Source organism: Streptomyces scabichelini, assembly GCF_011045015.1.
In the GTDB taxonomy this organism is placed as follows: domain Bacteria; phylum Actinomycetota; class Actinomycetes; order Streptomycetales; family Streptomycetaceae; genus Streptomyces; species Streptomyces scabichelini.
Genome location: NZ_JAAKZY010000059.1, coordinates 23,497 through 44,909 on the forward strand (window position 1 = coordinate 23,497; position 21,413 = coordinate 44,909).

A 21,413-nucleotide genomic window follows, 5' to 3' on the forward strand; every position below is an offset into this window, starting at 1 on the left:
GGACCGTACTTCCCGTGATCATCAGCTTCCCGTCATCATCAGCCCAGCGCCAGTTCCGCCCAGATCGTCTTGCCGTCGTCGGTGTGGCGGCTGCCCCAGCGCTCGGTGAGCTGGGCGACGAGAAGGAGTCCCCGGCCGCCCTCGTCGAAGGTCTTGGCCCGGCGCAGGTGCGGAGCCGTGCTGCTGCCGTCCGACACCTCGCAGATCAGGGTGGCGTCCCCCTGGATCAGACGCAGCCGGACGGGCGGACTGCCGTGCCGGATGGCGTTCGTGACGAGTTCACTCACCACGAGTTCGGCCGCGAACGCCGCCTCGTCCAGGCCCCAGACGTCCAGCTGTTCCACGACGTACTTCCTGGCCCTGGCCACCAGGGCCGGGTCAGGTGGAACATCCCAGGTCGCGACCCGCCAGGGCGCCAGGCCCTGGGTGCGGGCCAGCAGAAGTGCCACGTCGTCGGCCGCACCGTCAGCGGGGAGCAGGGTCTCTACGAGGTCGCGGCACGTCTCGTCCAGCGAACCGGCGGATCGCGACAGCGCCTGATACAGCAGCTCGTAACTCGCGTCGATGTCCCGGACACGGTTCTCGATCAGGCCGTCGGTGCACAGAGCGAGCACGGTGCCCTCGGGCAGTTCGAACTCAACGCGCTCGAAGGGTAGTCCGCCCACGCCCAGCGGCGGACCCGCGGGTACGTCGATCCGCTGTGGGGAACCGCCCGGGACCACCATGACCGGAGGCGGATGACCGGCCCTGGCGAACGAGCAGCGGCGCGAGACCGGGTCGTACACCGCGTACAGACAGGTGGCGCCGACCTCGCCGGTGGCTCCTGCGTTCCCGGCCTCCGCGGAGAGCCGTACGACGAGGTCGTCCAGATGCGTCAGTAACTCGTCCGGCGCCAGGTCGACGTCGGCGAGCGTCCGCACGGCCGTGCGGAGCCGCCCCATGGTGGCGGAGGCCTGGATCCCGTGGCCGACGACATCACCGACCACCATGGCGACGCGCAGACCGGACAGCGGGATCACATCGAACCAGTCCCCGCCCACCTCCGCGTGCGCCGCCGGAAGATAGCGCGAAGCCGTCCGCAGCGCCGCCGTGCGGGGCAGCGTCTGCGGCAGCAGGCTGCGCTGGAGGGCCAACGCGGTCTCGCGTTCGCGGGAGAAACGCAGGGCGTTGTCGACGCAGACGGCCGCCCTGGCCGTGATCTCCTCGGCCAGCAGGGCATCGTCGGCGGTGAAGGGCTCCGGAGTGCGGTACCGCACGAACACGGCCACGCCGAGTGTCGCGCCGCGGGCCCGGATCGGAACCGACATCCCCGAGTGCACGCCGTACTCCTTGACCCGCTCACTGCGTGGCTCGTCCCCGGCGAGCCATTCCTGGAGCGCGGCGACCGGGTCCGACCTCACGATCGTCCGGCCGGCCAGCAGGGAGTCGGCCTGCGGCGACGAGGCCGGATACGCGTCGACCTCGCCCGGCTCGATCACGGCTTCGGGGCATCCCGGCGTGATGGACCGATGGGCGGCGCGGCGCAGTACGACGGGGGCGGTCGGCGTGCCCGCGGGGTACTCGCCGCTGTCGTCCGGCGGGTCCATGAGGTCGACGCTCACGAAGTCGGCGAGACCGGGGACGCACACATCGGCCAGTTCCTGGGCGGTGCGTGTGACGTCGAGGGTGGTGCCGACGCGGATGCTCGCCTCGTTGACCAACTGGAGCCGCTGGCGGGCCAGGTCCTGCTCCGTGATGTCGTGGGCGGTCAGACAGACACCGCGCACCACGCCATCGGCGTCGGTCAGCGGCGCGAACTTCGCCGACCACGGGTGTGCGTGCTCCTCCCCACCCGTGCGCAAGTAGATGTCCATGTCCTGCCGTTGACCGGTGAGGAACGCCCGGCGCAGATGCCTCTCGAGTTCCTCGCTCTGCTGCTTGCCGCCGATCTCCGCGAGCCGCAGGCCCCGGATGCGCTCCTCCGGCAGACCGATGACGCGTTCCATCGCCTCGTTGATCCTGTGCAGCCGCAACCGCTCGTCGTAGATCGCCATGGCGCAGGGGGACTGCTCCAACACCGCCGTCGACAAAGCGTCGTCGAACGGCAGTGGGCCTCTGTCCTCCAGTGGGCAGATCACCAGCCACTCGCTGCGGTCGCCGAGCTCCGGCCGACTGCGATGGGCGAGCAGCCACACGGACAGCTCATGGCCGTCGCGGTGGCGCAGGGCGAGGGTGCCGCTCCAGTGGTCGGCCCCCGGCGCGGGGAGCACGATCTTGCTGCCCGCTGACAGCAGCCGCTCCGCGGGCCGGCCGACGACGTCCGGCGGTGTGTGCCCCAACAGCCGTTGGGCGCCCTCGCTCCATCCGACGACGGCGCCGGTGCTGTCGATGACCGCCTGTGCCGAACCGGCCTCGTCGAATGGGTCCTTCGGTCCTTCTCCCGCTGTGTCCTTGTGCCGGCTCATCCTTTACGCGTCTCGTTTCTCCCGCCCCGAGATCTTGAGCTATGGAACAGCTATGGAACGCAAGAGCCCCCAGTGAACAAAACTTCTACTTGAAGGCTAAAGCGCGAGCCGAGATCCCTGCAGCAGTACGGACGAACTTGCGGCCCTCCTCACACACGGAGCGGCGCCCGGGGCGATGCCCCGAACGCCGCTCCACCGTGGGGAGTTGGGCCGTCAGCCGAAGATGATGCCGTAGGCCTTGGTGCCGGTGAGGTTGTCGTAGAGGACGTCGCCTGTGGACTTCTTCCAGATCCTGATGCGGTACGTGTCGGGGGAGTCGGTGACGGTGATGCGGAAGCCGTAGCCGCTCGTGCCGTTGACCGTGCCGGAGCCCTGGTACTGGGCTTCGGAGTCGGTGACCACCAGCCAGTCCGAGGAAGTGGAACGGAACTTCAGCTTGGCGGCCGCGTAGTCGAAGGTGGCGTTGCCGCTCGGGACGGTGGCGCCCTTCTTGTACTTGGCGGCGAAGGAGAAGGCCGCCGGGCCGGTCAGGGCGGGCTTGGCGGGGTAGGCGCCGGCGGGGGAGGCGATGACGCCGACGCCCGCCACGGGACCGGCCGCCGGGTCGTACACGATCAACTCGGGGAGCTTCGTGCTGTCCGAGCCGTCGTCGTCATCGCTCACCGTGATCACCGGACGGTGAATGCCCGCCTCGGTGTAGGTGTGGGTGGCTACGCAGCGGGCGGAGCTGACCGTGCCGGTGGCCGGTTCGGTGCCGTCCTTCCAGTCGACCCGGCAGGTCTGGGTGTCGTCGGCGCCCAGGTCGGTGAAGTCCGCGGCGACCACCGCGCTCTTGCCCGCCGCCACCGGGTCCTTCGGGCCCGCAGCCGCCGTGATCACCGGGGCCGCGTTGTCCACGGTCACGGTCAGTGTGTCGCTGCTGCGGCCGCCGGTCAGCGTGACCTTGTACGTGCCGTCGTCGGCGCAGGTGATCGTCGTCAGGATGGCGGAGGAGTCGGAGAAGGTGCAGGGAGCCCCGTCCTCCACCGTCCACTTCGGGTCCCCGGCTCCGGAGATGGTGCCGGTGAGCGAGATCGCGCCGCCCTCCGTGCCGGCGGCGTTCGGGCCGGCACGGACGATCGTGACCGGGTCGATGCTGCCCAGAGTGGGGACGACCTTCTTCATCAGGCCGTCGGAGTCGAACTCCAGCTTGTCGACGGTGGTTTCGCGGTGGGTGCCGTCACCGCCGGGGATGGCGAAGCGGTGGTACGCGATGTACCAGTCCTCGGTGTTCGGGACGTGGACGACGGAGTGGTGACCCGGTCCCTTGATCCCGAGTCCGAGGCGCTTCTCCAGGATCACGCCCTGCTTGGTCCAGGGGCCCGTGGGCGAGGACCCGGTGGCGTAGGCGACGCGGTAGTTCTCGTCCCGCGTGTCGTTCTCCGACCACATGAAGTAGTAGGTGCCCTTGCGCTTGATGACGAAGGAGCCCTCGTTGTAGCCGCTGGGGGTCATGTTCGTGACCTTCGAGGAGTCGAAGGACACCATGTCGTCGTTCAGGGGGACGGCGTACGCCCTGCCGTTGCCCCAGTAGAGGTACGACCGGCCGTCGTCGTCGGTGAAGACCGCCGGGTCGATCATCTGGCCCGTGAAGGCGCCGGAGGCGATCAGCGGCTTGCCCAGGGGGTCCTTGAAGGGGCCGGTGGGCGAGTCGGAGACCGCGACGCCGATGTTCGCGTCGGCGGAGAAGTAGAAGTAGTACTTCCCGTTCTTCTCGGCGATCGTGGGCGCCCAGGCCCGGCTGTCGGCCCAGCTGACGTCAGGCCCCAGGTCGAGGATGACGCCGTGGTCCTTCCAGTGGACCAGGTCCTTGGAGGAGTACGCCTTGAACTGCGTGCCGCTCCAGCCCGGGAAGCCGTCGGTGGTCGGGTAGAGGTAGAAGGTGTCGCCGAATCTGACGATGTTCGGGTCGGCGTTGAGCCCGGGGAGCACCGGGCTCCTCATCACCAGTGCCTCCACCGTCCAGGTGCGCTTCTCGCCGTCCGAGCCGGTCACTTCGTACTTCACCGGTTCGGTGAAGTCGTGGAGTGTGCCCGAGGCCGGGCTGACGGAGGCGCCGTGGGCGAGGGTGAACTCGGGGGCGAGGGCGGTGAGATCACTGCCCTCCGCAAGCGGCAGGGTGATCTTGCTGTCCGCGTCGTCGACGATGGCGTCGACCTTCAGCGCCGGGTGGGTCGCCGCGGCGATGCCGGTGGTGTTCCCGCTGAGCTCCAGGACCTCGGCGGGCGACAGGGCCCGGTTGTAGATCCGGAAGTCGTCCACCTCGCCGCCGAAGTACGGGTCCGGGGAGTAGAGGGACTTGCCGATGTAGCCGGAGTAGCCCTTCGACGCGTCGTAGAGCTCGGACGGCTTGATGGTGACGTCGGTCGCCCTGGCCGCCTGGACGCCGTCCACGTACAGGACCGCCGTCTGCGCCGTGCCGTCCACCGTGACCGTGACGTGCTTCCACTCACCGGCGGTGAGCGGGGAGCCCGCCGTCAGCTGCTTCTCTCCCGACCAGGTGGCCTTCGTGATCGCCGAGAACAGCTTGCCGCCGCCGTTGGAGGGGGAGGCGAACAGGTACTTGTTCTGGTCCGGGCCCAGGCCGAAGAGCCACTGGAAGTTGTCCCCGCCCTTCCACTTGACGTGGGTGGAGACGGTGACGCTGTCGGTGTTCTTCAGGACGCCGTTGGGGATTCTGACGTACGGCGAGGTGGTGGAGCTGCTGGAGCCGCCGGACATCTTGAAGGAGCCGCCGTCCACTCCGGTTCCGAAGTCGGGCGTACGCACGTAGGTGCCGTGGTAGCCGCGGCCGCTGGAGTCCCGGGCGATGTTGCCGCCGGTCTCGTCGAAGTCGTAGCGCAGGACGAGGTCGGCCGGCACGTCGGGGCCTTCCTCGGACACCGTGACCTCGGCCCTGACCTTGAGCGCGGCGCCGTCCGGCAGGCCGCCCTCCACCGTGAAGGTGCCGGCCTGCGCGTAGGCGGAGGCCGGGACGTCGTCCCAGGTGACGGAGACGGGGCGCTCGACGCCGTCGGCGTACTCGGCGATGACCGTTCCCGGCAGGACCGGGGCGTCGCCGATGCGCGTCTTCACCGCGACGTCCTCGACGGACTCGACGAGCTGGTCGGGCTGATAGGCATTCAGCAGCCGGTCGTACTCGGCCTGGGTGACCGGGAGGACCGTGCCGTGCCGGGGCTTGGACGGGAGGTCGTAGCCGGTGGACGGGGTCCAATTGCCGGAGGCGAGGTCGGTCGTCTCGAACGGGATGTAGCCGCGGCCGCCGAACTCGTCGAGGAACGAGTACCACTTCTCCTCGGTGTTGGACTTGAAGACCAGCGGTCCCTCGGCGGCGCTCATCTCCCCCTTGCCGATGCCCTCGGCGACGAAGTCCCAGGACGGGTCGAGGATCGAGTCGCTCTTCTCCTGGAAGATGAACTTGCTGTTGGGCGTGGAGGAGGTGTTGTTCCGCTCGTCCTTGGACAGGCGGTAGTACGTGTCGTCGTGCTTGATCATCGTGGAGTCGATGACCGAGTAGCCGCGGTCGATCCAGACCTTGGGCTCGCTGAAGGTGTGGAAGTCACGGGTGGTGGCGTACATCATGCGGTTGTACGTGTCGCCGGTGTGCGCCTCGTTGTCGTACAGCTTCGACGCCCAGAAGACCACGTACTCGCCGCGCGCCTCGTCGTAGAACGCCTCCGGCGCCCAGGTGTTGCCAGCGCTGTCCGGGGAGACCTTCACCAGCCGCTGGTTGGTCCAGTGCACCAGGTCGGTGGACTCCCAGACCATGATGGACTTGCTGCCGGTGCGCTGCGAGGCATCCCAGTTGCCGTTGCCGTAGATCCGCAGGTCGGTGGCGATCTGGTAGAACTTGTCGCCCTCCGGGGAGCGGATGATGAACGGGTCGCGCAGGCCCTTCTCGCCGAGCGTGGAGGTCAGGACCGGCTTGCCGTCGTTCAACTCCCGCCATTTCAGCGGGTCGTTGCCCTTGCTGAGCGCGGCGTAGAGCTGCTCTCCGTCCGAGGTGCCCTCGCCGGTGAAGTAGCTGAACATATAGCCCTTGAGGGCGGCCTTGGCCGGGAGCTCTGGCACCTTGGCGGTGAGGACCCGGGTGGCCTTCGCGTCGCCCTTGGTGACGGTGGCGGTCAGCTCGACGGTGGTGTCGCCGGCGCCGTGCGCGGGGCGGTGCACCACGCCGTCGGCGGAGACGACGTCCGGGTTCGCGGAGGACCAGCCGACCTTCGTGCCGTAGTCGCCCGTGGCGGGGAGGGTCAGGTTGCCGCGTACGTCGCCGATGTTGTGGACGGACAGCGCCTCGGCGGCCTGTCGCGTGGCCGTGCCGTCGTCGAAGGCGGCGGGGACCGTGATGTCGAAGCTCTTGGTGTCCGTCACCGTTCCCTTCTTCAGGGTCGCGGTGAGCGTGGCGTGGCCGTCCGGCTCACCGGCGGCGGGGCGGGTCACCGCGCCGGTGTCCGACACCACGGAGGGAGTGTCGCTCTGCCAGCTGATCGTGGAGCCGCCGGCCGTGCCGGTCTTCGGCAGCGTCAGATCGGAGACGACGGCGCTCGTGTCGCCGAGGTCGAGAGCGGCCTTGTCGTCGGCGACGCCCTGGGTGGCGACGGGGAGGGAGAGCTCCTCGACCTCCGAGCCCGCCAGTGCCCGGTCGTACACGCGGAAGTCGCGGATCTTGCCCTTGAAGAGCTTGTCGCCTGGGTACACGGACTTGCCGATGTAGTTGGCGGTCGTGGTGCCGGAGCCGATGGCGCCCGGAGTGATGGTGACCGCGGTGTTGCGGGCCACCTCGACGCCGTCCTCGTACAGGACACCCGTGCTGCCGGTCTGCGTGTAGGTGACCTGCTTCCAGACGGCGCGGGTCAGGTTGCGGGAGGTGGACGGCCTGGTGGTCTGTTCCGTGGACCAGTTGCCGGTGGCTATGGAGGTACGGAAGCTGTCGCCGGTGGTGAAGAGGTAGCCGTTGCCGGCGGTGCCGCTGGTGTTGCCGAAGCCGTAGAGGAAGTACGGATTGGCCTGGGTGGAGTCGATCTTCACGTCCATCGAGACGCTGATCGAGTCCAGGCCGCTCATGATGTCGTCCGGCACGTCGACGTAGGTGTCGGAGCCGTTGAAGGCGAGTCCCTCGCCGCTGCCGGACCAGTCGGCGGTGCCGCTGACGGTGCCGTTCCGGCCGTTCCCGGAGGCGTCGGCCGCCACGGTGCCCGAGGTGGCGTCGAGCTTGTACCAGAGGGCCAGTCCGTCGGTGATCTCCGCCGCCTGCGCGGGGGCGAGGGGTCCGGCGAGGCCCAGGAACAGTGACGCGGCGGTCAGCCCGGCGAGATGACCCGCCCAACGTCTCGCGCGGCTGCGAGGCCGGTCGATCTGCGGCATTTTCAAGTCTCCTCGTTGAGACATCGCTCGAGACATCGCTCAAGGACCGAAGGGAGGAACGCAGGAAGCAAGGAAGGGAGGAACGCAGGAAGGAACGAAGGGCGGTTGGGTGGCGGGCCCTGACCCCGGGCACCCTGCCGTTTCGTCTGTGTGACGTCGTGTTGCGAGAGTGTCAGTCGAGGTTCAGGGCACCGTCAAGACTTTTCGAACGACGTCCGACATGCCGAACGAATTGCTCCCGGGTTTCCTCCCGGCTCCCGGCGGCTACCGGCGGAGCCTCACGCCTCCAGCATTCGATGCAGCAAGTCCCGCAAAGCCAGCCGTTCCTCACGCGACAGCCCCGCCAGGGGCTCACGTGCGAAGTCGAGCGAATCGCGGAGGCCGCGAGCAACCCGACGACCCTCCTCCGTCACCGCCGCCAGCTTCACGCGGCGGTCACCCGGATCGGGCCGGCGCTCGACGAGCCCGCGCGACTCCAGGCGGTCGACTATGCCGGTGACGTTCGAAGGCTCGCACTTGAGCTTCTGGGCGAGGCGGCGCATGGGCAGCGGTTCGAGGGAGAGAAGACTCAGGAGGCGCGCCTGGGCACCCGTCAGCGCATGCTCGGCGGCAGCGTCCTCGTACTCCTCGTGATAGCGGGCCACAACCGTGCCGATGAGGTCGACGACCTCCATGGTCAGGGGGTCGGGGCGGGTCTTCTGCGGGGCGGCCATGGACTCCAGCGTACCCCCATTATTTGACAACCTGAAATATTCAGGAGCATGGTTGTTTCAGTACCTGAAGCAAATCTGAGCCGCAGAACAGCAGCAGTACCAGCAAGAGGAAGGCGTCCCCATGCCCGTCACCCCCGAGCTCCCCGCCACCAGCCGCGAATGGCATCTCCTCAGCCGCCCGGTCGGCTGGCCGAAGCCCGAGGACTTCGCTCTGGTCGAGGCCGAGGTCGAGCAGCCCGGACCGGGCCAGGTGCTGGTACGCAACCAGTACCTCAGCGTGGACCCGTACATGCGCGGCCGTATGAGCGAGGCGAAGTCGTACGTCGCCCCCTTCGAGCTCGGCAAGCCCATGCAGGGCGGCGCCGTCGGCGAGGTCGTCGCCTCGAACGCCGAGGGTGTCGCCGTCGGCGACCACGTCCTGCACTTCCTCGGCTGGCGCGAGTACGCGGTGGTCGACGCCAAGCAGGCCGTCAAGGTGGGCCCGGCGGAGGTACCGGCCCTCAAGGTGGACCCGGAGGCCGTGCCGCTGAGCACGTACCTGGGGGTGCTGGGCATGACCGGCCTGACCGCGTACGCCGGTCTGCTGCGCACCGCCTCCTTCAAGGAGGGCGACTCCGTGTTCGTGTCGGGCGCGGCCGGCGCGGTCGGCAGCCAGGTGGGTCAGATCGCCAAGCTCAAGGGGGCCTCGCGGGTCATCGGGTCCGCCGGGTCGGACGAGAAGGTCAAGCTGCTCGTCGAGGAGTACGGCTTCGACGCCGCCTTCAACTACAAGAACGGCCCGGTGAGCCGGCAACTGCGCGAGGCCGCTCCCGACGGTGTCGACGTCTACTTCGACAACGTCGGCGGTGACCACCTGGAGGCCGCCATCGGACAGCTCAACCGGAACGGACGTATCGCCGTCTGCGGCATGATCTCCGTCTACAACAACACCGAGCCCGCGCCCGGCCCGCGCAACCTCGCCCGTCTCATCCAGACCCGTGGCCGTATCGAGGGCTTCCTGGTCGGCGACCACTACGACCTGCAGCCCCAGTTCGTCCAGGAAGCCGGCCCCTGGGTTCGCTCCGGAGAGCTCAAGTACCGCGAGACCGTCGTCGAGGGCATCGAGAACAACCTGGAGGCGTTCCTCGGGGTGCTGCGCGGCGACAACATCGGCAAGATGATCGTCAAACTCTGAGCCGTCCACCGCGCCCCGCAAGGGGCGCGGGGCTGTGACATATGCGGCTCCGCAGCGGGGCGCGACCAGCCCCCACCGGCCCGCAGGTGCATCACCGTTCTCCCAGCGGAGCGCTTACGTGAGCGCCGCCCGGTGCGCCGCCCGCACCAACCCGTCGTTCTCCGGTGCCGCGCCGCCCGGGAAGGCGATACGACGGCGCGTGTAGCCGTACGCCAGGCCGCTGCGCGGGTCCGCGAAGGCCTGGGAGCCGCCCGCGCCGCTGTGGCCGAACGTCCCGGCGCCCAGGAACGGATGCCACATGTCCGCCGTGGCCTGGAAGCCGAGACCGTACGACTTGTGGGTGCGGGCGATCAGGTCGTAGCCGACGGAGTGGATCTGGCCGACCTCCGCGACCGTGTCCGGCTTGAGGAGCGGGGTTCGGCCGTCGAGCCCGCTGATCGCCGCCGCGTACATCCCGGCGAGGCCGCGCGCGGAGGCGACCCCGCCCGCCGATGCCGGGCCCTTGGCGCGCACCGTACGGGAGTTGGGGTGTTCCACCAGCGTCCCCACCCCCGGCACATGCTCGTTGAACGCGATCGCGGTGAGTGTGTGCGGGCCCTTGGGCGCGGCGTCCAGCACGGCCTGCTGTGCCGGCGTGGGCGCCATCGGCTGTACGGGGAGGTAGCGGGGCTCCTCCGACTCGGGCAGGCCCAGGAAGAAGTCGAGCCCGTACGGGGCGCGGATCCGCTCCTCGTACACCTCCTGGAGTGTGCGGCCCGTGGCCCGGCGTACGAGCTCGCCCGTCAGAGCGCCGATGACGAGTGCGTGGTAGCCGAAGGCCGTGCCCGGGCGCCAGAACGGCCGCTGGGTCGCGAGCCGTTCGGCTATCAGGCGGTCGTCGGCCAGCTCGTCGAAGGTGAAGCCCGCGTCGGATCCGATCACGCCCGCGCGGTGCGCGAGCAGTTCCCGCAGAGTCACCGCCTGCTTGCCCTCGGCTGCGAACTCAGGCCAGTAGTAAGCCACTTCACGGTCGGGGTCGAGTGTCCCCTCCTGCATGAGCAGGGCGACCACCAGATGGGCCGCCCCCTTCGTGGACGAGAAGACACCGAACAGCGTCTCCGCGTCGGTCTCCGGGCCCGCCCAGAGATCCACGACCCGCCGCCCGTGGACGTACGCGCTCAACTGGCCCGCGTAGTCGGGGCGTTCGGCGGCGACGACGGCCGCGAACTCCTCGCGTACCGCCTCGAAGCCTTCGGCGACGGTGCCGTGGATCTCCTGTGTCATCGGTGCTCTCCTCGGTTCACTGTTCCCTGGTTCGCTGTTCCCTCGGGGGTCCGGGGGTTCGCTCAGGACACAGTCAACAAGGCGCGTGCGACCTGGGCGAATTCCCCCTTCGGGTGGTCGCGGAAGAGGGGCTCCGTGCCGAACAGGACGGCGTGCGGGCCGCTGACCACCGCCGCCCGGCCCGCCGCCTGCGCGGGTCCGCCGGTGCCGTCCTCCAGGGGGCGCCAATGGCCGGAGACGAGCGGGTTCCCGGTCGCGTACGACTGCTCCACGCGGACTCCGCGGCCGAGGTCCGTGAACCAGAGCGGGGCGTAGACGAAGCTGTGGTCCGGGGCGCCGGCGGTGACGCCGCCTGCCGAATTGACCACGCGTACAACGCCGTTGGCGTCTCCGTTGCCTTCCACGGGCTTCACGGCGAGCAGCTCCGTGGCGGCGTTGAGGGCCGCTCCGGTGGCCCCGCGGCCGACCAGACCCTCGCGGGCCAGGAAGCCGTCCAGAGCGGTGCGTGCGGCCGTGCTGAGGCCCGCGTGGTTCAGTCCGGCCGAGGCGAACAGGACGTCCGCCTTCGACCAGTCGAAGCCCGCGTTGAGGACGGCGGTCGAGACGGGCGTCACGTCGAAGTTCATCTCGCGGAGGGCGAACAGCTCGCCCGGTGTGACGGCCGCGGCGACTCGTACGCGATGGAGCGGGGCGCCGCCGGTTTCCTTCGTCGCGTCGAAGGCGACGTCGTACCGCTTGGCGAGGGCCACCGCCTTCGCGCGGGCCGAGGCGGGCACGATCGCGCTGCCGTCGGACGCCTGGCGGACCGAAACACCGTCCGCCAGAAGGGAGTTGAGGGCCGCGATCTCGCGTGCGTCGTCGAGGCGCAGGCGGAGGGTGCCGCGGGGGGCCACGTAACCGACGTTCGCGGCCTCGTCGACCGCGCGGGCGGGGACGGAGAGCCTGGTGGTGCGTACGGAGTCGACCGTCGCGCCCCACAGCCGGCCCAGACTCCAGCCGGAGATGTCGTACATGATCGACACCTTGTCGCTGATGTCCCGCCCGTCCGCCAGCAGCACGTTCGCCATGCCGCGCTTGGGCTGGTGCAGGTCGACGACGTACGAGCCCTTCGCGTACGCCTTCCCGCCGAGCCTGAAGTCCTTTGTGGCACGCGTGACTTGGACGTCGTTGGCGAGCAGGTGGTCGACCAGACGGGCCGCGGCGGTGGCCGAGCGCTGCGCCTTGCCGCCGCCCGCCGGGATGACGTACGCGCGGGGGAAGTCCGTCGTGTAGACGTCCTCCGGGCCGATTCCCGGCACGCCCGGCACCGTCTCCGGGGAGACCGGGACCTGCTCGGCGCCTGTCGCGCCCCGGCGGAAGACCTCGATCTGGTCGGCGATCAGTGAAGTCCGGTTTGCTTGTGTGTAGTCGAGGGTCGCACGGATGGCCGCGCCCGCCACGTCCACGTTGATGGCCGAACGGCGGCGGAGTTCGTCGACGGAGAGCTCGTCGTACTCCTCGTTGTTGACCGCCAGCGGGATCTCGACCGTGTGCGCGGCGACCGTGCCGTGGAAGGCCGCGTACTGCGGGGTGAAGATCGGCGGCCAGTCGTCCCAGCCCTCCTCCTGGTCCCGGAAGGGGATCTGGGCGGGTTCGACGCCGTCCTTCCCGGGGGTGTAGCCGAGGCCGTTGACGGCGGCCTCCATGCCCAGCGCGTTGGCGTAGGTGTTCTTGAGGAAGAGGTCGTACTCGTAGTTCTCGCCGTGCGGCGGTGTCGTCGGCTCGATGAGGGTGCCGTTGACGTAACCGTGCGTGTCGACCATCACCGCGGGCTGCTTGTCGATCTCGATCTGGCGCATCGCGCGGACCTCGGGCTGCGAGGCGGTGACGAAGTCGCGGTTCATGTCGAAGCCGTTGGCGTTGGCGCGGGTGCCGGCGATACGGCCGTCCGGGTTCGCGGTGATGTTGAAGTAGACGCGGTTGTGAGCGAGCAGGTCGGTGGTCTTGCGGTCCTTGGCCGTCGCGAGCCGCTCGATGAGTTCGAGGCTCGCGTCCGTGCCCTCCCACTCGTTGCCGTGGATGTTGTTGTTGAAGAAGACGGGTGTTTTGTAGCCGGACTTGATCGCCGGGTCCTTCGCGGCGGCCGCGGGCGCGTTCTCGATCAGTTCCCGCATACGTTCCTGTGCGCGCGCCTGCCCCGACGACTCCGGCGCGGTGACGGTGACCAGGTAGAGACGGTGGCCGCCCGCCGAACGCCCCGCGATCTCCACACTCACCCGGTCCCCGAGCCGCTGGATCTCGTTCAGCTTCGGGGCGATGGCGTGGTACGGGGTCAGGCCGAGCTTGATGGACTTGTCCGCCGGGTTCTCCGGGTCCGGGGTGAGGACCTGTTCGCGGGGGTAGCCGCGGGTGCCTCCGGTGAGTTCGGTGACGGGGGACGTCAGAGCCCTGTCGGTCGCGCTCTCCGGGGTTCGCGCGGCTCGTCCGGTGCCGGTCCGGGCCTCCGCCTCCGCATCCGTCCCCGCCTCTGCCTCGCGAGTCGGGGGCTGTGGGGTGGGGTCGGCGACGGCGCCGTGCGGGGTGAGTAACAGCGTGGCCGCCGCGGTGACTGCGGCGGTGGCGATCAGGGCGGGTCTCGGTAGCTGCACGCGTACCTCCTGTGAATCGGTACGGGGAGGTGTACCTGTTCGACTCCCTTGCAACAAGAGGGCGTTGGCGGCACGGGAGCCTCCGGATTGCCTCTGTGCGGCTCCGGATGTCTCAGGCGGCGGGTCCTCGGTGGCCGGAGAGGGCATGCTGAGGGTGGGCGTCGGCGCGACGGAGGCCGGGCCCTGGAGCGCAGGGCGTGAGGCGAGGAGAGTCCATGGCAACGATTCCGTCGCTCCCCAGCAGGGATGACGTGGCACGGATCGCACGGAACACCACCGACATCACCGGCCAACTTCTGGACACCGCGGGCAATATCACCCGTATCGCCATCAACACCTTTGATCCGCGGGACGGTTCCGGGGCGGAGGCGTTGCGGGTACTGCGGGAAACCACGGCCGAACTGGCCGAGGCCAGCGCCTCACCGCAGGCGCAGGAGGCCTTCTACCGCATCGTGGACACGCTGACGCGGCTCGGCGCGAGCGGAGCGCCGCTCGCCGTGCATCCCGTCAGCGAGCCCGCCCAAGCCCTGCTCACCGCGCTCGGTGACAGCCTGCTGCCCGTACTCGACGCGGTGGAGCCGGCCGTCGAGGAGGCGGCGGAGGCGCTCGGCGAACTCGTCGACGCCACATCGCCGTTACTGCCCGCGGCGGCCGGGGTGGCGGCGGGCACGCTCCTCGCCGTGACTCCCCTGATACGGGCCGCGGCGGACGTCCTGCGGGACTCGTCCCCCGAACTCCGCCGCATCGCCGACGCGCTGACGGCCGCGCTGGCTCCGCTGCTGCCTCTGCAGGTGGCCCTGGCGGAACGGGCGGCTGCCGCCGGCGCGGGCGTGATCCGCGCGACGCTCCCGCCCCTGGCCGACCTCACGGAGGCGGCGGCCGCCGGCATGAAGGCGGGCCGCCCCCTCCTCATCGCCGGTGAGGAATTCGTCGTCTCCGGCCTGGAACACCTCCAGCCCCTCCTCCTCGCGTCCGCCTTCCGGGCGGGGCGGGTGGCCCGGGCGGCGGCGGTCCGGGTGTCGGCGGCGGTGTCGCCTGCGGCGGACCAGGGGGTTGTGGTGGCGGTTCATCCCGTGTGAGGGCCGTTGGGTTCGTGGGTGCTCCGCCCGGATAAAGTGCGCCTATGAGCGATCTGGGCGTGGGATTCGGCTACTTGGTGCAGGGGCAGCGTTGGGTTGCCCGGCATGGGAAGCAGTTCGGGTTCGGGTTGATCCCGGGGCTCATCACGCTCGTGTTGTACGCGGCGGCGCTGACCGCCCTCGCCCTCTGGGGCACGGACTTCGTGGCCTGGGCCACCCCGTTCGCCGACGAGTGGTCCAGCCCCTGGCTCGGCCTCTTCCGCGGGTTCCTGACGGCCGTCCTCTTCGCCCTCGCCCTGCTCCTCGCCGTCGTCACCTTCACCGCCGTGACCCTGCTCATCGGCCAGCCCTTCTACGAGAACCTCTCCGAGAAGGTGGACCGCGACGTCTCACCGGACGGAACGGCACCCGAGTCGGGACTCCCGCTGTGGCGCGAGCTGCTGATCTCGGCGAGGGACAGCCTCCGGATCGTCGTCAGGGCCGCGGTGTGGGGCGTGCTGCTCTTCGGGCTCGGGTTCATCCCGTTCGTAGGCCAGACCGTCGTACCGGTGATCGGCTTCATCGTCACCGGGTTCTTCCTGACCGAGGAGCTGACAGGAGTCGCGCTGCAACGCCGCCGCGTCGAACTCCGCGAACGTCTCACGCTGTTGCGCTCCCGCAAGACGCTGGTATGGGGCTTCGGCACGCCCCTCGCCCTCGCCTTCGTCGTCCCGTTCGTCGCCGTCTTCCTGATGCCCGGCGCGGTCGCGGGCGCCACACTGATGGCCCGCGACCTGCTGGGCGAGCAGACCGGAGAGAACGAGAACGAGGACGAGAATCAGGCCCAGGGCGACAGCGTCACTCCCTGGTGAGCTTCAGGACGCGTCCGCCGCCACCGTCACGATCGCCCGGACCTGCGCGATGATGTCCAGCCGGTTCTGGACGAACTGCGCATCCGTGACCACCCCCGTCGCCGGATCCGTGTTGCCCGCGCCGAACTGGAGCACCGGCGTGTGCACATGCCCGCCGGGCAGCGAGGCGCGCAGACCGAGGCGGTCGCGCAGCAGCGTCGCCCGGTACGCGATCTCGTTGGAGAGGTAGTTCCCGCCGCCGCCTTCGCGCGCCGTCGACCCCGGGGTCGGACCGTCGGGCCGCTGCACCGGCTCGGTGCCGCCCGCCGGGATCTCGGTCACCGCCGTGTTGTCGTACACGGGGAAGCGACCCGTACTCGCGGCCACAATCTCCTTGTACGGCAAGGTCGTCGACGTCCACTGGGGCCCCGAGACCGGGTCGGTCACCGGGATGGTCTCGGTGCGCGAGAGGTTCTCGTTGTCCGGGAAACCGCCCCGCCAGGCGCCGTTGGTGCGCTCGACGTCGAAGCGGCCCACACGGCCCTGGCTGACCGTGGTGAAAAGATCGACGCGGGGGAGATGCGGGCGCAGCGTCCGCTCCACCGTTCCGTCCGTGAAGTCCTGCCAGCGGACCGGGAAGAGCGCGGTCTCGATACGGGCGGGGCCGTCGGCCGTCTCGATCACCGTGCCGTCGAGGGCGAGGGCGGTGGCCCCCGAGGGGTTGGAGATCCGGACGTCCCGGTCCAGCGTGAACGGATCGAAGCCGGTGACCAGGATCCGCTTGACGCTTTTGCCGTGCGGATAACGGATGGTGTCCTGGCCGCGCGAGGTCCGCTCAAGTGCGCTCAGAAGCCGGGCGCGCTGGGCATCGCCGATGCCGAACTCCGGCTCCCACTGGCGTACTTCACGGGTCATGCCCAGCCGCGCCCAGTACAGCGGACGATCGTCGTCCCGGCTCAGGTCACCGCCCGCCGGACCCCGCCCCTGAGCCCGGTCGACCGCCCGTCGCCACAGCTCCCCGCCCTGTCGTACGACCACCCGCTCGGCCTGCGCGTACGACCGCGCCTTGCCCAGCGCCCGCGCGAACTCCGGTGCCACCGCGTCGAATCCGGAGCGACGCAGGATCTCCTGGGGCGCCGCCCTGTCGAGGCGCTGCTCCTCCACGGTGAGCGCGGCCGCGGACTCCTCGGCCGCCAGGGCGGGCGGGGCCGCGAGACCCGCCAGCAGAGCCGCAAGTCCGAGGGCGCCGATCCGAACACGTATATGTGTCAAGGCAGTTCAGGTCCTTCCATCACGCGAAAGCCGGGCTGGCCGAAGTATCGCGTGACGGATGGGACGTACGCCATGGGGCACAGCTCATGTGACCTCACCGGCCAGGAGGTCGGGTCAGGAGGTTAGGAGGTCACGTGGTCATCAGGGTGATGCCGAGACCGGCGGCCACGTAGCCCTGCTTCGCCGTCCACTCGGCGACGACATGCGCCACGCGCGGGCGGCCGCCAAGATCGAGATCGAGGTGGTCGCCGCCGTCAGCTCCCGCTCTCGCCGAGGAGCGTGAGGAAGTCCCGGAAGGCGCCGGGCATGTCCACTTCTTCCGGGGCCAGCAGCCACTGGTACTGAAGTCCGTCCATCACCGCGACGAGCAGGGGAGCGGCCCGCTCCGGCGTGAGCCCGCTGGGCAGCCGGTCCCCGTACTCGGCGCGCAGCACCTGCGCCATGGTCGCGCGCACGGTCGCGTACCGCCGGGTGAAGAACTCGCGTGCCGGATGCTCCTCCGTGACGCTCTCGCCGAGCAGGGCGGAGAAGGTCTGCACGATGCCGGGCCGCATCGCGTTGTACTCGACGAGCGAGCCGAGCAGATCGAGCCGCCACCGGGAGTCCGGCACCGCGTCCCACTGGTCGCGCTCCGCCAGGACGGCGACGAGCAGGGCCTCCTTGGTCGGGAAGTAGTGCAGCAGCCCCTGCTGGGTGAGCCCCACCCGCTCGGCGACCGCGGCCAGGCTCGCCCCCCGGTAGCCGCGCTCGGCGATCACCTCAAGGGCAGCCCGGAGAATCTCCGCGCGCCGCTCCGCGCCCCTGATCGCCCTGGTCGTCGTCATGACCTCACCGTACGACATGCGCATGATGTACGTGAAGATTCATGTAACTGCAAGATAACGGAACCTACCGATCTACAGGTAAACGATGCAGGATGGATGGACGGACGGATCAGACTTCAACGAGGAGGCACCGCATGGCGGGACGAGCCCACACCCCGGCCGACGAGGCGCGTGAGGCGGTGGTCGAGGCCGCGCTCGGCAGGCTCGGCCTGGACGCGAAGGCGCGGCTGCTCGCCGGTCAGGACATCTGGTCCCTGCCCGCGCTGCCCGAGATCGGCCTGCGGTCCCTGGTCATGTCGGACGGCCCGATCGGTGTACGAGGCGTCCACTGGACCGCCGACGACCCGTCCATCGCGCTGCCGTCCCCGACCGCGCTCGCCGCCACCTGGGACCCGGCCCTGGCCCGCCGCGCCGGCACGCTCCTCGCGCAGGAGGCCCGCCGCAAGGGCGTCCACGTCCTCCTCGCGCCCACCGTCAACCTCCACCGCTCGCCGCTCGGCGGCCGCCACTTCGAGGCGTACAGCGAGGACCCGTATCTGACCGGGCGGATCGGCTCCGGGTACGTCAGGGGCGTACAGGAGGGCGGCGTCGGCACCACCGTCAAGCACTTCGTCGCGAACGACGCCGAGACCGACCGCTTCACCGTGAACAACGTGGTCTCCGAACGCGCCCTGCGCGAGCTCTACTTGGCCCCCTTCGAGGCCATCGTCGCCGACGCCCGCCCCTGGGGCGTCATGACCGCCTACAACTCGGTCAACGGCACGACGATGACCGAGCACCGCCACCTCGTGGGCGAAGTCCTGCGCGGAGAATGGGGCTTCGACGGCATCAACGTCTCCGACTGGATGGCCGCCCGGTCCACCGTCGGCGCCATCGAGGGCGGCCTGGACATCGCGATGCCCGGCCCACAGACCGTGTACGGCGAGGCGCTCGCCCAGGCCGTTCGCGACGGCGAGGTGACGGAGGCCAAGGTCGACGAGGCGGTACGGAACGTGCTGCGGCTCGCCGCTCGCGTCGGCATCCTGGAGGGCGCCGAGCCGGCCGTGACCGAGCCGCCCGGCACCGTCGACGGCGAGGCCCTGGCCCGCGAGGTCGCCCGCCGCTCCTTCGTCCTCGTACGCAACGAAGGAGCCCTTCCGCTGCCCGAAGGGCACAAGGTCGCTCTCATCGGCGCCGCCGCCCGCGACGCCCGAGTCCTCGGCGGCGGCTCCGCCGTCGTCTTCCCCGCCCGGATCGTCTCGCCGCTCGACGGCCTCACCGCCGCGCTGCCCGAGGGCAGCCTGACGTACGCGGTCGGCGCCGACCCGAACGAGGAACTCGCCGCCGCCGGCAAGGGCTTCGAACTGCGCGCCGTCTGCCGGGACGCCGAAGGCAACGTCATCGGCACCGCCTCCGTACCGGGCGGCCACATCCAGTGGATGGGTGACGACCTCCCCGAGGGCGTCACCCACGACACCCTGCACAGCGTCGAGCTGACCGGCACCTTCACCCCGCGCGAGAGCGGACCGCACACCTTCGGCATGCGCGGCATGGGCGAGTTCACCCTGAAAGTGGACGGCACCACCTACTTCGACGGACCCCAACTCCCGGAAAGGGACGACCCGTTCGAGGCGTTCTTCGCACCCCCGGTGCCGCGCGCCGAGGCCGAACTGCGCGCGGGCGAGCCGGTGGAGGTCTCCCTCAAGTACATCGTGGCCATACCCGAGAGCCGCACCATGAAGGTGGTCGGCTTCACGCTCGCCCACCAGGAGCCGCAGCGCGACCCCGACGAGCTGATCGCCGAGGCCGTCGAGGCGGCCCGCGGCGCCGACACCGCGGTCGTCGTGGTCGCCACCACCGAACGCGTCGAGTCCGAGGGCTTCGACCGCAAGGACCTACGGCTCCCAGGGCGCCAGGACGACCTCGTCCGCGCGGTCGCCGCCGCCAACCCGAACACCGTCGTGATCGTCAACTCCGGCTCCCCGGTGGAACTCCCATGGCGCGACCAGGTCGCCGCCGTGCTCCTCGGCTGGTTCCCGGGCCAGGAGGGCGGCGCCGCGCTGGCGGACGTCCTCACGGGCGCGTACGAACCGGGCGGCCGACTGCCCACCACCTGGGGCTCGTTCGAGGACGCCCCGGTCACCCAGGTCACCCCCTCCGGGGGTGAACTCCCGTACAGCGAGGGCGTGTTCATCGGCTACCGCGCCTGGGACCGTGACATGGAAAAGCGTGCAGGGAGGACCCCCTCGTACGCCTTCGGCCACGGACTCGGCTACACCGACTGGACGTACGAGTCGGTCAAGGTCGAGGGCACCACGGCCACGGTCCGCGTCACCAACTCCGGTGCGCGCACGGGCCGCGAGGTCGTTCAGGTCTACCTCGCGCCGACGGAGGGCGACACCGAGCGCCCGGCCCGGTGGCTCGCCGGTTTCGCGGGCGTCGAGGCCGGCCCCGGCGAGAGCGCCGAGGTGAGCGTCGAACTCCCGCGCCGTGCCTTCGAGATCTGGGACGAGACCACGCACGCGTGGGCCTTTGTGAAGGGTTCGTACGAGGTTGAGGCCGGGCGGTCGATCGCGGACCGCCGTGTCACGACGACGATTACCGTCTGATCCCGGCGGAGAGAATCCCCGAGAACGCAGGGAGAGGACTCCCCGAGAACGGGAGAAGGCTCCCGACAAGCTGCCCCGGTCCGGAAACCTGACGTCCGGGCCGGGGCTACTCCGCTCCGTGGCCCCCGTCGGCTACGTCCTGGCCCCGTCCGTCAGTCAGTCGGCCGGCTTCGCCGCCGTCACCACGCGGTACGCCATCTCCGCGAGCCGTGCCTGTCCGTTCGTGCTCGGGTGGAACCAGTCCCAGTGGCTCAACTGCGCGGTGCCGAACCGGTAGTCGAAGACCGCCCCGCCGTCGAAGCGGCACCGCTTGTCCTTCTCGCACACCTCTTCCAGTGCCTCGTTGTACTCCTCCACCCGGTCCTGCACCTTGTCGCGCCGCAGGGTCGCCGTGGAGTCCAGGGCGTCCGCGTCCTCCAGCATCGACGGGCAGATGCCCAGCTTCCAGATCCGCTTGCCGAGCTCGTTGGTCCGGCCCTGCGACCACAGCCGCTTCAGATCGGGCACGCTCGACACGTACACCTGGGTCTTGGGCAGCGACTCGCGCAGCGTGCCCATCGCGTCCTCGAACTGGGTGCGGAAGTCCGACACCGAAGTCATGTCGGCCGCCGTCGCACGGCAGGCGTCATTGGCACCGGCCATCACGGTGACCAGCTCCGGCTTCCTCGTCACCGCCCGGGCCATCTGGGCGGGCAGGTCGGCCATCCGGGAGCCGGTCGCGGCGTAGTTCCAACTGCGCTGGGCGGCCCCGGTCTTCCCGAGCAGCCGCACCGCGAGGCTGTTGACCTTCGCGTCGCTGCCGGTCGCCCATGACACCTCGGGGCAGTCGGACAGCACCGAGCACGCGTCGAAGCCACGGGTGATGGAGTCGCCGACCGCGGCCAGCGAGCGCGGGCTGCGGTCCCAGGCGGGAGTGGGTTTCGGGGAGGGTTTCGCCCGCGAGGCGCTGCCCTTGGGAGCTGGGGAGTTGCCACCGCTCGCGTCACATGCGGCCACTCCCGCGATGCCCACAAGCGCCGCGGCTGCGGTCACGACGACGGCACGTGATCGGTAGCCACGCTTTCGCATCCCAGATCCCCTCGCTCGTCGTGCCATGGGTTCCAACCAATAACAACGCACGAGGGTTCCCGACCGGTCAGGTGCAACGGCTCACACCCGTACAAGCGTCCCCCCGGGTGAAACCTCGGCGTTTCGAG

The 21,413-nt window shown here is 70.0% G+C and carries 12 protein-coding genes and 1 pseudogene; 4 read left to right on the top strand and 9 right to left on the bottom strand.

What is annotated here, in order from left to right; all coding sequences use genetic code 11:
* Positions 1 to 38: 38 nt before the first annotated feature.
* The 3 genes from G5C60_RS20010 to G5C60_RS20020 form a co-directional block, all read right to left on the bottom strand.
* Positions 39 to 2,444, bottom strand: a complete 2,406-nt coding sequence (locus G5C60_RS20010) for a SpoIIE family protein phosphatase (RefSeq protein WP_206439745.1) — start codon at positions 2,442 to 2,444, stop codon at positions 39 to 41.
* A gap of 213 nt (positions 2,445 to 2,657) precedes the next feature.
* The gene (locus tag G5C60_RS20015; RefSeq protein ID WP_165261182.1) at positions 2,658 to 7,847 is read right to left on the bottom strand and encodes a family 43 glycosylhydrolase; all 5,190 of its coding nucleotides are present in this window, start codon (positions 7,845 to 7,847) and stop codon (positions 2,658 to 2,660) included.
* 278 nt (positions 7,848 to 8,125) lie between these two features.
* The gene (locus G5C60_RS20020) at positions 8,126 to 8,560 is read right to left on the bottom strand and encodes a MarR family winged helix-turn-helix transcriptional regulator (protein ID WP_165261184.1); all 435 of its coding nucleotides are present in this window, start codon (positions 8,558 to 8,560) and stop codon (positions 8,126 to 8,128) included.
* A 121-nt stretch (positions 8,561 to 8,681) separates the two neighbouring features.
* Between G5C60_RS20020 and G5C60_RS20025 the strand changes: the two genes are divergently transcribed.
* Positions 8,682 to 9,734 carry an NADP-dependent oxidoreductase gene (locus G5C60_RS20025; RefSeq protein ID WP_165261186.1) on the top strand — a complete coding sequence of 351 codons (1,053 nt, stop codon included), beginning with the start codon at positions 8,682 to 8,684 and terminating at the stop codon, positions 9,732 to 9,734.
* Positions 9,735 to 9,848: 114 nt separating this feature from the next.
* Here the strand turns inward: G5C60_RS20025 and G5C60_RS20030 are convergent, their stop codons facing one another.
* Complete coding sequence (locus G5C60_RS20030) at positions 9,849 to 10,997, bottom strand: serine hydrolase domain-containing protein (protein WP_165261188.1); 1,149 nt, start codon at positions 10,995 to 10,997, stop codon at positions 9,849 to 9,851.
* 62 nt (positions 10,998 to 11,059) lie between these two features.
* A complete protein-coding gene (locus G5C60_RS20035) occupies positions 11,060 to 13,624 on the bottom strand; it encodes a M14 family zinc carboxypeptidase (RefSeq protein WP_165261190.1) in 2,565 nt (854 codons plus the stop codon).
* Positions 13,625 to 13,839: 215 nt separating this feature from the next.
* Here G5C60_RS20035 and G5C60_RS20040 point away from each other — a divergent pair, with 215 nt between their 5' ends.
* Positions 13,840 to 14,703: a hypothetical protein gene (locus tag G5C60_RS20040; protein WP_165261192.1), complete on the top strand. Its 864-nt coding sequence runs from the start codon at positions 13,840 to 13,842 to the stop codon at positions 14,701 to 14,703.
* A gap of 44 nt (positions 14,704 to 14,747) precedes the next feature.
* Entirely contained in the window at positions 14,748 to 15,554 is an 807-nt protein-coding gene (locus tag G5C60_RS20045) for an EI24 domain-containing protein (RefSeq protein WP_165261194.1), read from the top strand.
* Between the two features lie 3 nt (positions 15,555 to 15,557).
* Here the strand turns inward: G5C60_RS20045 and G5C60_RS20050 are convergent, their stop codons facing one another.
* The 3 genes and pseudogenes from G5C60_RS20050 to G5C60_RS20055 form a co-directional block, all read right to left on the bottom strand.
* Positions 15,558 to 16,805: a pyroglutamyl-peptidase I gene (locus G5C60_RS20050; protein ID WP_165261196.1), complete on the bottom strand. Its 1,248-nt coding sequence runs from the start codon at positions 16,803 to 16,805 to the stop codon at positions 15,558 to 15,560.
* Positions 16,806 to 16,944: 139 nt separating this feature from the next.
* A pseudogene (locus G5C60_RS52180) lies at positions 16,945 to 17,031 on the bottom strand (LysR family transcriptional regulator); the annotation flags it as partial.
* 28 nt (positions 17,032 to 17,059) lie between these two features.
* Complete coding sequence (locus G5C60_RS20055) at positions 17,060 to 17,647, bottom strand: TetR/AcrR family transcriptional regulator (protein ID WP_206439746.1); 588 nt, start codon at positions 17,645 to 17,647, stop codon at positions 17,060 to 17,062.
* Positions 17,648 to 17,763: 116 nt separating this feature from the next.
* On the opposite strand from G5C60_RS20055, the gene G5C60_RS20060 reads away from it, so the two are divergent.
* On the top strand, positions 17,764 to 20,217 hold the full coding sequence (locus G5C60_RS20060; protein WP_165261200.1) for a glycoside hydrolase family 3 protein: 2,454 nt from the start codon (positions 17,764 to 17,766) through the stop codon (positions 20,215 to 20,217).
* A gap of 156 nt (positions 20,218 to 20,373) precedes the next feature.
* Here the strand turns inward: G5C60_RS20060 and G5C60_RS20065 are convergent, their stop codons facing one another.
* Positions 20,374 to 21,285, bottom strand: a complete 912-nt coding sequence (locus G5C60_RS20065; RefSeq protein ID WP_165261202.1) for an SGNH/GDSL hydrolase family protein — start codon at positions 21,283 to 21,285, stop codon at positions 20,374 to 20,376.
* Positions 21,286 to 21,413: the final 128 nt, after the last annotated feature.

Coding starts and splice junctions, on each gene's coding strand:
- G5C60_RS20040 (WP_165261192.1), top strand. CDS start 13,840: ATGGCAACGATTCCGTCGCTCCCCAGCAGGGATGACGTGGCACGGATC.
- G5C60_RS20030 (WP_165261188.1), bottom strand. CDS start 10,997: ATGACACAGGAGATCCACGGCACCGTCGCCGAAGGCTTCGAGGCGGTA.
- G5C60_RS20020 (WP_165261184.1), bottom strand. CDS start 8,560: ATGGCCGCCCCGCAGAAGACCCGCCCCGACCCCCTGACCATGGAGGTC.
- G5C60_RS20025 (WP_165261186.1), top strand. CDS start 8,682: ATGCCCGTCACCCCCGAGCTCCCCGCCACCAGCCGCGAATGGCATCTC.
- G5C60_RS20045 (WP_165261194.1), top strand. CDS start 14,748: ATGAGCGATCTGGGCGTGGGATTCGGCTACTTGGTGCAGGGGCAGCGT.
- G5C60_RS20055 (WP_206439746.1), bottom strand. CDS start 17,647: ATGTCGTACGGTGAGGTCATGACGACGACCAGGGCGATCAGGGGCGCG.
- G5C60_RS20015 (WP_165261182.1), bottom strand. CDS start 7,847: ATGCCGCAGATCGACCGGCCTCGCAGCCGCGCGAGACGTTGGGCGGGT.
- G5C60_RS20010 (WP_206439745.1), bottom strand. CDS start 2,444: ATGAGCCGGCACAAGGACACAGCGGGAGAAGGACCGAAGGACCCATTC.
- G5C60_RS20065 (WP_165261202.1), bottom strand. CDS start 21,285: ATGCGAAAGCGTGGCTACCGATCACGTGCCGTCGTCGTGACCGCAGCC.
- G5C60_RS20060 (WP_165261200.1), top strand. CDS start 17,764: ATGGCGGGACGAGCCCACACCCCGGCCGACGAGGCGCGTGAGGCGGTG.